Raw genomic sequence first — 14,639 nt, 5'->3', positions numbered from 1 at the left:
TTCAGGCCGTCGCGTCGATCATTTCGACGTCAAGTTTTTCCTGACCGGAAAAGCGACGTGCGAGGCGTTCGAGGGAGAAAAGAACGATGAGAACGCCTCCGCCCAGGATCGGCAGATAATCGACGCCGACCGGCAGGCCGAGAGACGGCATAACGGCCGACCATGTGCCGCGGGCGAGATCGAAGCCGAACCAGGCCATGCCGACGCCGAAAAACAGCACCGCTATATCGCTGATCGAGCGCAGGACCGCTTTGCCTTTCTCCGGCAACAGGAAGAGCAGGACGTCGAAGCCAAGATGATAACCCTCACGCACGCCGACAGCGGCGCCCAGGAAGATGAACCAGTTCATCAACAAGATGGACAGCGGTTCGGTCCAGCTCGGCGACGCGTTGAGCACATAACGCGCCCACACCTGCCAGCCCGTGAAGGCCGTCATCAGGACAAGCCCGATGCCGGCCACCCATAGGGCGAGCCTCGAAAGACGGGATAGAACGGAAGCACTTTGCCGCAGGGCGGTCTGCATGGCGCGATCCTCGATGTATTCTCAAATGATGCGATGACGCTCACGCGCCGTGGCCGCACTCTCTCCGCCCAACCGGAGGAGAGACGTGTCGCGCCTGTTGGGCATGCTCCCTCGCCTGCGGGAGACAATAGCGAGAGGATCGACAAATCCTCTCGCTTTTTGCGCTTATTGCGTTTCGCGAATCCGCTTCACCAGATCCTTCAACACGTCGGTATTGGCGAATTTCTCGTAGACGGGCGCCATCGCGTCGATGAAGGGCTGCTTGTCGGGCTGCGTGATCTGGACACCGGCGGCCTCAACGACCTTGCGCGATTCGATCTCCTTGGCATCCCAGAGCTCACGCATCTTGGCGACGGATTCCTTTGCCGCTTCGCGCACCGCCTTCTGGTCCTCTGGCGAAAGCTTGTCCCAGCTCTTCTTCGACATCACCAAAACCTCGGGTGCCATTGAATGCTCGTCGAGGGAATAGAATTTGGCGACCTCGTAATGCTTTGAGGATTCATAGCTCGGCCAGTTGTTCTCCGCACCGTCGAGAAGCCCCGTCTGAATGCCGGAATAGACTTCGCCATAGGCCATCGGCGTGGCATTGGCCCCGAGCGCGTTTACCATCTCGACGAACAGATCCGACTGGATGACCCGGAACTTCAGCCCCTTCAGATCCGCGATCGCGTTGATCGGCTTCTTGGAATTATAGAAGGAACGCGCACCGGAATCGTAGAAGGCGAGCCCGACCAGTTGCTGGGCGTCGAAGGCCTTCAGGATGTCCTCGCCGATCGGACCGTCCATCACCTTGCGCATATGTTCCTTCGAGCGGAATATATAGGGCAGCGACGGTACAAGGGTTTCAGGAACAATGCCGTTGAACGGCGCCATGTTGACGCGGTTGAGATCGATGACGCCGAACTGCGTCTGCTCGATCGTTTCCTTTTCCTCGCCAAGCTGACGCGAATGGAAGACTTCGATGCCAATGCGGCCATTGGTCTTCGTCTTCAACAGCTCGCCCATATATTTGACAGCTTCCACGGTTGGATAGCCGTCAGGATGGGTGTCCGAGGACTTCAGTACCAGTTCCTGCGCCCCTGCGGCAACGATCGTCGCCAGAAGCGATGCGGACAGCGCTAGCGCGGCGCTGAACTTTCCAAGATATCTCATGCTTTTTCCTCCCAGATGGGCATTGTGCCCGTTGATAAATCGCCGGCTTGCGCCAGCCATCAAAGCCTGTAAGCCTCCTTCACAAGCCGATAGGTCAAATCATGCGCGACCTCATGGGCCTCGTCCTCGCGAAGCCTGCCGGTGACCACCAGTTGCGCCAGATAGGCGCAGTCGACGCGGCGCGCGACGTCATGGCGTGCCGGGATCGAGCAGAAGGCGCGGGTGTCGTCGTTGAAGCCGACGGTATTGTAGAAGCCCGCCGTCTCGGTCGTCAGTTCGCGAAAGCGCCGCATGCCCTCCGCGCTGTCGAAGAACCACCATGCCGGCCCGAGCTTCAGGGATGGATAGACGCCGGCAAGCGGCGCGAGCTCGCGCGAATAGGCCGTTTCGTCGAGCGTGAACAGGATGACGGAAAGACCGGGTTCGGTGCCGACCGCGTCGAGCATCGGCTTGAGCGCCCGCACATAATCGGTCCGCATCGGAATGTCGAAGCCCTTGTCGCGGCCAAAGCGCGTGAAGATCGATTGCGAATGGTTGCGCCAGGATCCCGGGTGGATTTGCATCACCAGGCCGTCATCAAGGCTCATGCGCGCCATTTCGGTCAGCATATGACCGCGAAACACATCCGCTTCCTCGGCTGAAACGATACCTTTCAGTGCCTTTTGATAAAGCCGCTCCGCCTCGCCGCGATCGAGGTTTTCCGTGCGCGCCGTCGCATGGCCATGGTCCGTCGCGGTCGCGCCATGCGATTTGAAGAAGCCGCGGCGGATGCGATGCGCGTCGAGATAGCCGGCAAAATTTCCGATTTCAGCACCGGAAATCTCGCCGAACCGTTCGACATTCTCTCGGAAATCCTGAAATTCCGGATCGATCACCGTATCGGGCCGGTAGGCGGTCACCACCCGGCCTTTCCAGCCGGATTCGGCGATCTTCTCGTGCCAGCGCAAATCGTCGAGAGGCCCCTCCGTTGTGGCGATCACCTCAATGTTGAAGCGTTCGAAAAGCGCCCGCGGACGGTAATCCGGTTGGGCAAGCCGCTCGGCGATGCGCTCATAATAGAAATCCGCCGTCTTCGACGAAAGCCCTACATCAATGTCGAACAGCGTCGAGAAGGCGTGATCAAGCCAGATGCGGGTCGGCGTACCACGAAACAAATAGTAATTTTCGGCAAAACGCCGCCATATCTTGCGGCTGTCGGTTTCGACGGGCGTGCCATCCAGCGTTGGAACCCCCAGATCTTCGAGCTTGACGCCCTGGCTGAACAACATGCGGAAGACATAATGATCCGGCACGACGAAAAGCTGCGCAGGATCCGGAAAAGCCTCGTTTTCGGCATACCAGCGGGGATCGGTATGACCATGCGGGCTTATGATCGGCAGATCGCGAACATGGGCATAAAGGCCACGCGCAACGGCACGCGTGCGGGAGTCAGCCGGAAAAAGCCTGTCATCATCCAGCAATCCCTCGCCCCGTCCTGGCGCGTTTTGCTCCACTATCGCCATCCCCGACTTGTCTCCCACTCTCATCCACGCGCGCATTCGGGGGGCCTTAAATTCGGCCCCCAGCGTCTGGTCTTCCTAGTAAAAACTGGTATGGTAGATTTGTAAATAGAGAAAACGGATCGGAATGGACATACTTTCGACCAAGGATGAAAAGCTGGCGGAAAGGCTGGAAGCGGGTGATCCGACCATCGCCGACCGCGTGTTCGCGACGCTACATTCAGCGATCTTGACCCTGCAGATGCCCCCCGGCGCCAAGTTCTCAGAAGCCGAGATAGCCAGGCAATTGGGCGTGTCGCGCCAACCGGTGCGCGAAGCGTTCATCCGGCTGGCGCAGATAGAGTTCGTCCGCATCCAGCCCAAACGCGCCACCGAAGTGTGCAAGATTTCCGAGGCCGCCGTCCTCAATGCGCGATTTATCCGCGAAGCGCTGGAGGCGGCAGTCGTCAGGGACGCATGCGAAAGCCGCTCTGAAACCCTGATCAACCAGCTGGAGGATATCATCGAGCGCCAGCGCAAGGCAGTCGCCGTCAACGAGCGCGAGCTTTTCCACGATCTCGATGATGCCTTTCACCGCTCCATCGCCGAGGGATCCGGACGCGGCCTTGTGTGGACATTGATCAACGAGCAGAAGGCGCAGATGGACCGGGTGCGCTATCTCAGCCTGGCCTTCAACGAACGCGTCGTCATCGGGGAGCATGCCGCCATCATCGATGCCTTGCGCAGGCGCGATGCGGCGGGCGCAGAGGCGGCAATGCGTCACCATCTCTCACGGATCAATTCGCTTATTGCCGTGCTTCGCCGGCAGCATCCGCAATATTTCGCCACGCTGGAAGCCGACGGCTGACCTTCGGGCCGACTCCACCCCAGATCTTTCAAGACCTTCTAAGATCAAATGATGGCACGTTTTCCACCGGCAACGTATTGCCATGGGAAAGCTGCAAACCGACAACATTTCTCTATTAAAATCAGCGTAGAAACGCTGCCATCGCATGTCGATGCGCCGGATCGAGGAAGCCTTATTCCATTCTCCGGAACCGGCCCGCGCGTCGCTCTTTCGCGCTGTCATGCAGGCGTCAACGAACGACACTACGAATATATCGCTAGCACGGGATAGGGAACGATGCCCGCCGGGCGCGGACGAGCTGTCCACCCAGTCGTCCAGGTGGAGCCCGTTCGCTGCTCAATCGGCACCTGTTGAACGACAGTTTATTCGTGTGCCGCCTCCAAACGGCACTCCAGGGGAAACGGAATTGGGGACTGAGTAGATGGATATAGATATATTCAAGGACATTCTTGTCCCGGTTATCGGCGGGCTGGGCATTTTCATGCTCGGCCTGGAATTCATGTCGAACGGCATTCAGGCGCTTTCGGTGAACAAGATGCGCGCCTTCCTCGCCAAGGCTGCGGGGACGCCGATCAAGGGCGTCCTGGCCGGCACGGCCATTACCGGCGTCATCCAGTCATCGACCGCGATGACGGTGATGGTGGTCGGCCTCGTCAATGCCGGCGTCGTGGGATTGCGGCCCGCCATCAGCGTCATCATGGGCGCCAATATCGGCACGACGCTCGGCAACGGGCTGATCGCGCTGCCGCTCGGGCCGCTCGGCCTGATCTTCGCAGGGGCGTTCTCGCTCCTCTACTGCTTCTCGAAAAGCGAAAAGGTTCGCAACATCGCGCTGGCCTGCATGGGCTTCGCACTGATCTTCTACGGACTGAATTTGATGACAGGCGGCCTGCGCCCGCTGCGCAATATGCCCGAGGTGATGGAGTTGCTTGCGACACTGCAGGCTGACAGCTATCTCAACCTGCTCAAATGCGTCCTCATCGCTGCCGGCGTGACCGCGATGATCCACTCGTCTTCGGCGACGATCGGCATCGTCATGGGTCTCGGCGCCGCCGGCATCCTCGACTGGCAGACGGCCGTCGCCTTCTCGCTCGGCGCGGATCTCGGCACCACGATCACTTCCTGGATCGCCTCGCTCAACCTGTCGAAGAACGCCAAGCGCGCCGCTTATGCGCATATCACGTTCAACATCATCGGCGTGTGCATCACGGTTCCGCTGTTCTTCGTCTCGATCGAAATACTGAAATGGGGCATGCAGTGGTTCGGTGGCGATCCGAGCCTTCCTGTCATGATCGATGGCAAGGAAACCTTTCCGCTGGTTCCCGTCGCTGTCGGCGTCTACTCCACCTTCTTCAATATCTTCAACACGGCATTGCTGTTCCCCTTCGTCGGCGTGTTCGAACGGGTGCTCTCGCGCATCGGACGAACTGACGCAGAGGACATTGAGGATTACTCGACCCCCAAATTCCTCAACAGCAAGCTCGCCAATGATTTCGCGCTGGCGGTTCCTGCCGTGCAAAAGGAAACCGCCCGTCATCTGCAGGCGGGTGCCATGTTCCTCGACATCGCACGCGGCGCCAAAACTGCGCCCTCAGATCCGGGCGAGCACTACCTCGCGACCGACATTCTCAGCCGGGACATCCGCGCCTATACGGCATCCCTGATGAAGGAGGATCTGCCTTACGAGCAGCTCGACCTTATCGCCAGCCTGATCGAGGAGGCGGATTTCACGGCTGCGCTGACGGAATCGATGCACCAGGTGGCGCGACGCGTCAAACGCGAGAAATTCAGTCCTCAGGCCAGTGCCATTGTCGAAGCGGCACTTGGCAAGCTCGACGTCTCGTTGCGCGATATCCTGCCCGATCATGGCGTCACCGATCCAGCCCTGCCAGCCGGGCATGTCAGCTATCCAGAGGTTGAGGAACTGCGCGCGCGGACCCTCGCACTCGGGCCGAATGCCGGCGCCGAAGAACGCGGCACCATCCTCGCTTTGCTCGGCTCGATCGAGCGCGCCGAAATCCTGATCCGCCGCATCGACGCCGAGCGCAAATCCGTCAACCGCCAGGGCATTCTGGCACGCGCGGCGCAAAGACAGGACAGGGCTCGTTCCATGAACGAGAGCGACATCAACCAAGGCGGCCTCAGCCCGGTTCCAGCGGAATAAGCTGCGGGCATGCATCGAGGGAGCGGTATCGCCCGACCGGGCGGTGCCGCTTTATGCTTCCCGCAACCCTACGCAAAAAATCCTCGACCAAATGTCGGGAAAGGCCATACTTGTTCGTCTTCATGGAAAGAGGGATGGCCCATGCTTTATGCGATACTTTGCTATAATTCCGAGGACGTCGTCGGCTCCTGGTCCCAGGAGGAAGAGAACGCCGTGATGGGAAAGCTGATGGCGGTTCAAGACGGGCTCGCCAAGGCGGGCCGGCTCGGTCCCGTGGCGCGGCTCCTGCCGACGACCGCGGCGACGACCTTGCGCAAGAACGGCGATACGCCGCTCGTCATCGACGGGCCATTCGCCGAGACGAAAGAGCAGCTTCTGGGCTTCTACGTGATCGAAGCCGCGTCGCTCGACGAAGCTCTCGACACAGCGCGTGATCTTGCGGGGGCAAATCCCGGCACCGGCTCCTATGAGATCCGGCCGATCATGCTTTATCATCCAGCACCAGGTCCGGCATGACCGACACGCACTGGATCGATGCCGCGCTGACTGCTGCCCGCCCCCAGGCGGTCGGGGCGCTGCTTCGTTATTTCCGCGATCTCGATACGGCCGAAGAGGCATTTCAGGAGGCTTGCCTCCGGGCGCTCAAGAGCTGGGCGAAGAACGGACCGCCGCGCGATCCGATCGCATGGCTGATTTTCGTCGGGCGCAACAGCGCGATCGATGTGGTGCGCCGTCAGGCCAAGCAGCAACCGCTGCCCGCTGAAGATCAGCTTTCCGATCTCGAAGACGCGGAGGCGACAGTTGTCGAGAAACTGGACGTGGCCGACTATCGCGACGATATCCTGCGGCTGCTCTTTATCTGCTGTCACCCGGATCTGCCGGCCACGCAGCAGGTCGCGCTGGCGCTCAGGATCGTTTCGGGCCTGTCGGTCAGGCAGATCGCACGGGCTTTCCTTGTCGGCGAAAGCGCGATGGAGCAGCGCATCACCCGGGCCAAGGCGCGTATCGGCGCCGGCGACCTTCCGTTCGAGACCCCCGGCCCCATCGAACGCGCCGAACGGCTCGCGGCGGTCAGCGCCATGGTCTATCTGATCTTCAACGAAGGCTATTCGGCGGGTGGCGGCGAGGCCAGGGCACGTTTTCCGCTGTGCGACGAGGCGATCAGGCTGGCGCGGCTGCTGTTGCGCATTTTCCCCAGCGAACCCGAAATCATGGGGCTAATGGCGTTGCTTCTCCTCCAGCATGCGCGCGCCGCGGCCCGCTTCGACGCCGACGGCGCGATCGTCCTGCTGGAAAAGCAGGACCGGGGCCTCTGGAACGGACAAATGATCGCGGAAGGTCTGGCGCTCATCGACAAGGCCATGCGGCACAGACGCCCCGGCCCCTACCAGATCCAGGCGGCGATCGCCGCGCTCCACGCTCGCGCGGCGCGGCCCGAGGATACCGACTGGGTGGAAATCGAATTGCTTTATTCAGCACTGGAAACGTTCACCTCCTCGCCTGTGGTTACGCTCAACCGCGCCGTTGCGCTCGAGAAGGTACATGGGCCCGCGGAAGCGCTTTCGCTTATCGAGCCGCTGGAAGAAAAGCTGTCCGGCTATTTCCATTATTTCGGCGTCAAGGGCGGCCTTTTGAAGAAGCTCGGCCGCAAGGAGGAGGCGCGCATCGCTTTCGACCGCGCCATTGCGCTCGCCAATACGGCTGCCGAAGCCGCCCATATCCGCATGCATCTCGACCAGCTTGCTCAAATCGACGCATCCGCCTGACCGGATTTTGTTCAAAAAGATTCACGGGAATGTAGGATAGGCGGCGATCCGTGCGTCCTTGGGACAGAACCAACCAACCGGGATGATGACAATGACGACGACTGCTGAAGCGCCCACAACGAACGACCGTGAACTGGTATTGACCCGCCTCATTGACGCGCCGCGCGAGAAACTGTTCCGCGCCTGGACCGAGGCGGAACTGCTCAAGCAATGGTTCGCGCCTCTGCCCTATACGACACCGCATGCGGAACTCGACGTGCGGCCGGGCGGCTCGAATTTCATCGTCATGCGCAGCCCTGACGGCGCCGATCTTCCCAACAGGGGCGTCTATCTCGACGTCGTCGAAAACGAACGCATCGTCGTGACCGATGCCTATACCAGGGCATGGGAACCTTCGGAAAAGCCGTTCATCACGATCATCCTGAGCTTTGAGAATGAAGATGGCCAGACGCGATATACGGCGCGCGTCCGCCACTGGAGCGCCGCTGACTGCAAGGCGCATGAGGAGATGGGCTTTCACCAGGGCTGGGGCCAGTGCACCGATCAGCTCGCGGCCCTGGTCGCCAAACTCTGAAGCAGATCCGCGATGGCCGGAACGGCAAGACAGCGATAACAAGCGGGTTTCGGACGCGAAAATCCGCTGATTTCATCTCCTTTCCCAAAAATTTCTCCGCATCTGGCGTGTTTTCACTCGCTTTTGAGCCGTATTTCGCGCCAGATTCCCCTGATCGTGCTAGATGAACTGATCATCGATCGACCGGAAAGGAGATTGCATGCCTTACGAGCTTTATTATTGGGACGGCATTCCAGGTCGCGGAGAGTTCATCCGGCTGGCGCTGGAGGAAGCCGGCGCCGATTATGTCGATGTTGCCCGCGACAGCACGGCGGCGATGATGAAGATCATCAACAGTCGCACGGAGCCGCACATCCCCTTCGCCCCACCCTTTTTGAGGGATGGCGAGATGATCGTCTCGCATGTGGCGAACATCCTGCTCTACCTCGGACCGAAGCTCGGCCTTGCGCCCAAAGACGAGAGGCTGCGCTATGCGGCGAACGGACTGCAATTGACGATTGCCGATTTCCTCGTCCAAATCCATGACACTCACCACCCGATCTCGGTCTCGCAATATTACGAAGACCAGAAGGATGCCGCCAGGGTGCGCGCCGCCGCCTTCATTGCCGAGCGGCTGCCAAAATATCTCGGCTATTTCGAGCGCGTATTGCAGCAGAACCCGCATGGCGACACGCGCATGGTGGGCAACGGCTTGAGCTATGTCGATCTTTCCCTGTTCCATGTGATCGAAGGGCTACGCTACGCCTTTCCCCGCGCCATGCAGGATTACGAGCGGCAATATCCGGCGCTGGACGCCCTTCACGATGCGGTCGGGCAAAGACCCAACATCAAGCGATATCTCGCCTCTCGCCGGCGGCTCGCCTTCAACGAATCCGGTATTTTTCGCCATTATCCGGAGTTGGATACCAGCGACTGAGGCCCAGCTTGGGCACGGCAGATCACAGGAGCGGGAATGATCTTCGAAGGATTTGATCTGGAAATGATCGAACTGCCGGAGGCGACATTGCGCGTGCGGCATGGCGGGAGCGGCCCGCCGATCCTGCTCCTTCATGGCCATCCCAGAACCCATGCCACATGGCACCGTGTGGCGCCATTGCTGGCCAGGACCCATACGGTCGTGTGCCCCGACTTGCGCGGCTTCGGACAGTCATCGAAGCCAGCCGACACATCAGATCATTCCGGTTCTTCAAAACGGGCCAAGGCGCGCGATTGCGTGGCCCTGATGCAAAGGCTGGATTTCAACCGCTTTGCGATTTGCGGCCATGACCGGGGTAGCTACACCGCCTTTCGCACCGCCATGGACCATCCGGCTTCGGTCAGCCATCTGGCCATTCTCGACGGCGTCCCAATCCTCGAAGCCCTGGAGCGTTGCGACGCGCGTTTCGCCACCGCCTCGTGGCATTGGTTCTTCTTCGCCCAGCCCGAGAGGCCAGAGCGAGTCATCCTCGCCGATCCCGATGCCTGGTACGGAGGATCGCCAGAGCAGATGGGCGCGGAAGCCTACGAGGATTATCGGGCGGCCATTCACGACCCCGCCACCGTCCACGGCATGATCGAGGATTATCGGGCGGGGCTTGGCATCGACCGGGAGCATGACGCGGCGGACCGAAATGCAGGACGTCGAATTACCTGTCCCGCATTGTTCCTGTGGTCGTTACGAGACGACCTCGAGCAGATCTACGGCAATGTTCTCGACGTGTGGCGGCCGTGGACGACAAGCTGCGAGGGACGCGACCTGGACTGCGGCCACCATATGGCGGAAGAAGTGCCGGAAGAGCTCGCCGGAGAGCTCCTCCAATTCCTGGGCAGGCGGTGAAGCTTCGTTTGGCCATGGCGTCAAGCAAGCATCCGGGAAAGCTGATCCGCCGTGCCGGATCAATGCCGCGGCTTCGCATCATGATCCCTATGGAAAAGGTGATTTTGTATGATATTCTCGCCGGGTTTTCGGCTGGTACAGCGGCCAAAACCCGAGCGGCTTTGGCGGCCCGGATATACTGTCCTCCGGAGCGAACATGAAGAATCTGGCCGATTATGCCCACACGCTCGACCTCGTGAACACCATGTCCAATGAAGGGGCGATCCTGCAGGCGCTGCCGGCAGCGGTGTACACGACCGATGCCGAAGGGCGCATCACATTTTATAACGAAGCCGCCGCTGAATTGTGGGGTGTGAGGCCGGAGCTTGGGAAAAGCGAATTTTGCGGTTCCTGGAAGCTCTTTTGGCCGGATGGGAGATTCCTGCCGCATGATGAATGCCCCATGGCGATGGCCCTTAAGGAGAAGCGGCCGATCCGGGGCATCGAGGCTGTTGCCGAGCGTCCGGACGGCCGTCGTGTTCCATTCCTCGCCTTTCCGACCCCGCTCTTCGATTCCGCGAGGAACCTTGTCGGCGCTGTCAACATGCTGGTGGATATCAGCGGCCGCAAATCCGTGGACGAGGCGGCACAACGGCTTGCCGCAATCGTGGAATCCTCCGACGACGCCATTCTCTCCAAGGACCTCAATGGCGTCCTCATGAGCTGGAACAGTGGGGCGCAGCGTATTTTCGGCTATACGGCCGATGAAGTGATCGGCAAGCCCGTCACGATCCTGATACCGGCGGAGCGGCACGACGAGGAGCCGGCGATCCTCGCGCGTATCCGTCGGGGCGAGCGCATTGATCACTATGAAACCATCCGGCAACGCAAGGACGGAACACTGATCGATATCTCGCTGACCGTATCCCCCATCAAGAACGAGGATGGTCGCATTGTAGGCGCTTCGAAGATCGCCCGCGACATCACTGAGCGCAGGCAGGCCGAACAACAACAACGGCTGCTTCTCAAGGAAATGAACCATCGGGTGAAGAATCTCTTCACGCTTTCGAGCAGCCTCGTGACCCTGAGCGCCCGGTCGGCAGCTTCCGCCGAGGAACTCGCCGCCGCAGTGCGCGAGCGTTTCAATGCTCTGGCCCAGGCTCATACGTTGACCCTGCCGCAAGCCTGGAACCAGACGGGCGAGCAGAACCAGGCGACGACGCTCCACAAATTGATCCAGTTGATCCTGTTGCCATTTGAGGACAATCAGGACGGTGGCCAGCGGGCCACGATCATCGGCGCTGATTTGATCATAGGCGGTTCCGCGATTACGAATTTCGCCCTGCTCCTGCATGAGTTTGCAACGAATGCCGCCAAATATGGCGCCCTATCCGTCCCCGCGGGACGCCTCGATATCGCGTGCGATGAGAATGACGACCAGTTCATTTTGAACTGGCGCGAGCGCGGCGGCCCGTCCATCGAAAGCGAACCTTCGGATGAGGGGTTCGGCACCTCGCTGATGCGCGCCACAGTCGCTCCGCTGGGTGGCCACATCGCGAGGGATTGGACTCCCCAAGGCCTGGTCATCAGGCTTTCCGTGCCTCGAGAGCGGGTCCAGGGGGACTGAATTCATACCTAGCGATGCGCATGCGGCTCGTCCGTATGCCTTCCTGAATAGCGATCGTCGATCTCGCGGATAATGGCCTCGCCACGGGCGGGATCGAGTTGCCGGAGCAATTGGTCTACTTTCGCTTCCAGGCGATCGTTTCCCTCTTTCGATTGAGGGGAGCCTAAAAAAAGCAAAAAGGCCAATCCCCCCACCTGCCAGAGGAGTTGCAGAAACTCCGACTGCCAGTTCTCTAATGTGTCGCGCATCATCTCGATCACATAGGGACCGAAAGTTGCGGCTTCCCCATGGCTTTGCTGTTCGTTCACGAACGCGTACCAGCCGAATATCCAATGTCCGACGATCGTCAGAATGAAAAATCCCAGGGTTATCCAGGCGAAGCTATAACTGCGCCAGAAGGATCCATTGGCCATCGTGCAAACCTTTCCAGAGCAATTTCAGGAACTCTGTAGAACCAGGGATGCATCGGAAACGCCACGAAAGCCTCTTAGTTCCAGGATGTTATGTCCAGCATGTTGAAGGCGCACACGCGGTTCGCCGTCCAGTCACCCAAGACGCGTGTCGCGGGAACCTTTCGGGGCTGATCAGCGTTCATGTTGAACGTTTCAACGAAATGGATCAAAAATAATGAAAATCACCACGACCCTTGTGGCTCTCGCCGCTGTTCTGATGACGCTTTCGGCATGCGCCAACACCATCCGTGGAGCAGGTGCTGATACCGCGAACGCGGTGAATGCGACGCAGAGCGCGGGCGAGCAGGTTAATCAGGCGGCGACGACGCCCCCCCGTACAACGAAGAAGCCGCGTCGTATGACAACTTACTGAAGCCCTGCCCGTTGGCGGTCCCCTTGGGGGGACCGCTCTATCCCTGATCGACCATCTGCTTGAGCTTTGACAGGAAAACCTCCAGGGCGCGTCCTGGATGATCTTCCCGTTCGCTCACAACCGATATCCCCCAGCGGCGCAGAACCGCTTCTTGCACCGGGTTTGGGTCGGGCATGAAGATGAAGGAGGCCGGGCGATCGCGCTCATAGCCCGAGCGATGCCAGGTGCTCCACAGCCGGTGCAGCAAAAGCCTGATGTTCATATCTGACATGCTGTAGCCGATGAAGAGAACCGTCCGGCCCAACGCATCTGAGCGGAATTTCACGTCAAGTGGGGAATCGAACGACAATCTTTCGAAGTAATCAGTCTCGGCTAAAACGAGCGATGCTTCATCATCGAAGTCGCCGTGGAATTTGACAATCTGTGTCACGTCGGCGGCAGCCCGTGCCACGTCGCGCGCATTGGCGACTTTCACGTAGTCGCGGCCATGGATTTCGAAGGCGACTTCGAGGTTGCTGTCGTAATTCGTCGTATAGATGATCGGAAAGTCCAGCGCCACGATGAGCGAATGAATCGGCGAAGCCTCGACTTTCTGTCGTGACACCTGCCAGTTCTCCTTCATCCAGTCGCGCAACCGATCCATGCTGCCGAGCTTCAGGCGATAGTATTCCGCAATCGTCTGATAATCGGCGCCTCCCTCGCCGATCACATCCTGGTCCAGCCCGAGTTCGTCCGCCATATGTTCGGTCAACATTTGCCAGGAGGGCAGCCCGACGCTCATCGATACGCCGGCGCCGACGAACAATATGACGTGCCGCTGCCTTACAGATCGGGCCAGACTTTCCAGCAAGCAGTCCATCTCCACACTATGGCCGGGCTCCACATGATGGTCGGGCCGGTGGTTGGCCAAGCAGGCGCTCCTCCGTTGATCTAGATGATCGGCCTGCCGCCGGTTACCGCGACGGTTGCGCCTGAAACATAGCTCGACAGCGGATCGGCAAGCATCACATAGGTCGTGGCGAGTTCTGCCGGCTGACCCGGCCGCTTCATCGGAACCTGCTTGCCAAAATTGGCCACGGAATCCTCAGGCAAGGTAGAAGGAATGAGCGGTGTCCAGATCGGACCGGGCGCGACCGTGTTGGCACGGATACCCTTTTCAGCCAGCAACTGGGCAAGACCCGCGGTGAAATTCTGGATGGCGCCCTTCGTCGTTGCATAGGCAAGAAGGCTGGGATTGGGATTGTCAGAATTGATCGACGCCGTATTGATGATGGCGCTGCCGGGCTTCATATGCGGAACCGCGGCCTTGGTCAGATAGAACATGGCATGGATATTCACCTTGAAGGTCAATTCCCATTCCTCGTCGGAAATGTCGCCTATATCGCTGAAGGAGGCTTGATGCGCGGCGTTGTTGACGAGAATGTCGATGCCACCGAGTTCCTTTACCGCTGTGTCGATCATTGAACGGCAATGGGCGGGCGATTGAATATCGCCGGGAACGAGCACCGCCTTGCGGCCCGCCTCCTCGATCAGCCGCTTCGTCTCTTCGGCATCGCCGTCCTCGTTCAGATAGGAAATCAGAACATCGGCGCCTTCTCGTGCATAGGCCAGCGCAACCGCCCGGCCAATGCCGCTGTCAGCGCCGGTGATCACGGCCTTCTTGCCGGTCAACCGGCCGGACCCCTTGTAGCTTTTCTCTCCATGATCAGGAACAGGGTTCATCTTGGCCGTAAAGCCCGGCATCGGCTGTTTTTGCTCGGGAAATGGCGGCGTCGGATAATCTAACATGGCAATGCCCACTTCTTTTGATGATGATGGCTGGGTGGTGAGGTTCACGGATAAAAGGAACGTCGATAAGCGGGCAATG

At 59.7% G+C, this 14,639-nt stretch carries 14 protein-coding genes and 1 pseudogene; 9 read left to right on the top strand and 6 right to left on the bottom strand.

Features of this window, described 5'->3' with window-relative positions; all coding sequences use genetic code 11:
* Nucleotide 1: 1 nt before the first annotated feature.
* The 3 genes from DUT91_RS19820 to uxaC form a co-directional block, all read right to left on the bottom strand.
* Nucleotides 2-523 (bottom strand): TRAP transporter small permease, encoded by a 522-nt coding sequence (locus DUT91_RS19820; protein ID WP_114442228.1) that lies wholly within the window; start codon nucleotides 521-523, stop codon nucleotides 2-4.
* A gap of 165 nt (nucleotides 524-688) precedes the next feature.
* Nucleotides 689-1,675 carry a TRAP transporter substrate-binding protein gene (locus tag DUT91_RS19815; RefSeq protein ID WP_114442227.1) on the bottom strand — a complete coding sequence of 329 codons (987 nt, stop codon included), beginning with the start codon at nucleotides 1,673-1,675 and terminating at the stop codon, nucleotides 689-691.
* 59 nt (nucleotides 1,676-1,734) lie between these two features.
* Nucleotides 1,735-3,177, bottom strand: a complete 1,443-nt coding sequence (gene uxaC / locus DUT91_RS19810) for a glucuronate isomerase (protein WP_114442226.1) — start codon at nucleotides 3,175-3,177, stop codon at nucleotides 1,735-1,737.
* Between the two features lie 124 nt (nucleotides 3,178-3,301).
* On the opposite strand from uxaC, the gene DUT91_RS19805 reads away from it, so the two are divergent.
* From DUT91_RS19805 to DUT91_RS19770, 8 genes are all read left to right on the top strand, one after another.
* The gene (locus DUT91_RS19805) at nucleotides 3,302-4,021 is read left to right on the top strand and encodes a GntR family transcriptional regulator (RefSeq protein ID WP_114442225.1); all 720 of its coding nucleotides are present in this window, start codon (nucleotides 3,302-3,304) and stop codon (nucleotides 4,019-4,021) included.
* 421 nt (nucleotides 4,022-4,442) lie between these two features.
* Nucleotides 4,443-6,185: a Na/Pi cotransporter family protein gene (locus DUT91_RS19800; protein ID WP_114442224.1), complete on the top strand. Its 1,743-nt coding sequence runs from the start codon at nucleotides 4,443-4,445 to the stop codon at nucleotides 6,183-6,185.
* 141 nt (nucleotides 6,186-6,326) lie between these two features.
* Complete coding sequence (locus DUT91_RS19795; protein WP_114442223.1) at nucleotides 6,327-6,701, top strand: YciI family protein; 375 nt, start codon at nucleotides 6,327-6,329, stop codon at nucleotides 6,699-6,701.
* On the top strand, nucleotides 6,698-7,951 hold the full coding sequence (locus DUT91_RS19790; RefSeq protein ID WP_114442222.1) for an RNA polymerase sigma factor: 1,254 nt from the start codon (nucleotides 6,698-6,700) through the stop codon (nucleotides 7,949-7,951). Before DUT91_RS19795 ends, DUT91_RS19790 begins: the two co-directional genes overlap by 4 nt.
* Before the next feature lie 91 nt (nucleotides 7,952-8,042).
* On the top strand, nucleotides 8,043-8,525 hold the full coding sequence (locus DUT91_RS19785; protein ID WP_114442221.1) for an SRPBCC family protein: 483 nt from the start codon (nucleotides 8,043-8,045) through the stop codon (nucleotides 8,523-8,525).
* 199 nt (nucleotides 8,526-8,724) lie between these two features.
* Nucleotides 8,725-9,441 carry a glutathione S-transferase gene (locus DUT91_RS19780; RefSeq protein ID WP_114442220.1) on the top strand — a complete coding sequence of 239 codons (717 nt, stop codon included), beginning with the start codon at nucleotides 8,725-8,727 and terminating at the stop codon, nucleotides 9,439-9,441.
* A 39-nt stretch (nucleotides 9,442-9,480) separates the two neighbouring features.
* On the top strand, nucleotides 9,481-10,341 hold the full coding sequence (locus DUT91_RS19775; protein ID WP_114442279.1) for an alpha/beta fold hydrolase: 861 nt from the start codon (nucleotides 9,481-9,483) through the stop codon (nucleotides 10,339-10,341).
* Between the two features lie 196 nt (nucleotides 10,342-10,537).
* Entirely contained in the window at nucleotides 10,538-11,947 is a 1,410-nt protein-coding gene (locus DUT91_RS19770) for a PAS domain S-box protein (protein WP_200835022.1), read from the top strand.
* An 8-nt stretch (nucleotides 11,948-11,955) separates the two neighbouring features.
* On the opposite strand, the gene DUT91_RS19765 is transcribed toward DUT91_RS19770, so the two are convergent.
* Nucleotides 11,956-12,360 (bottom strand): DUF6766 family protein, encoded by a 405-nt coding sequence (locus DUT91_RS19765; protein WP_114442219.1) that lies wholly within the window; start codon nucleotides 12,358-12,360, stop codon nucleotides 11,956-11,958.
* Nucleotides 12,361-12,574: 214 nt separating this feature from the next.
* On the opposite strand from DUT91_RS19765, the pseudogene DUT91_RS19760 reads away from it, so the two are divergent.
* A pseudogene (locus DUT91_RS19760) lies at nucleotides 12,575-12,721 on the top strand (entericidin domain-containing protein); the annotation flags it as partial.
* An 88-nt stretch (nucleotides 12,722-12,809) separates the two neighbouring features.
* Here the strand turns inward: DUT91_RS19760 and DUT91_RS19755 are convergent.
* Together DUT91_RS19755 and DUT91_RS19750 are read right to left on the bottom strand one after the other, a co-directional pair.
* Nucleotides 12,810-13,631, bottom strand: coding sequence for an SIR2 family NAD-dependent protein deacylase (locus DUT91_RS19755; RefSeq protein WP_114442277.1), 822 nt, complete (start codon nucleotides 13,629-13,631; stop codon nucleotides 12,810-12,812).
* 71 nt (nucleotides 13,632-13,702) lie between these two features.
* On the bottom strand, nucleotides 13,703-14,560 hold the full coding sequence (locus DUT91_RS19750; protein WP_114442276.1) for an SDR family oxidoreductase: 858 nt from the start codon (nucleotides 14,558-14,560) through the stop codon (nucleotides 13,703-13,705).
* Nucleotides 14,561-14,639 lie beyond the last annotated feature (79 nt).

The organism is Paramesorhizobium salinisoli, from assembly GCF_003335045.1.
GTDB lineage: Bacteria > Pseudomonadota > Alphaproteobacteria > Rhizobiales > Rhizobiaceae > Paramesorhizobium > Paramesorhizobium salinisoli.
Note: the sequence above shows the minus strand (reverse complement) of the source record. Positions and strands in the feature narration are given on the sequence as shown.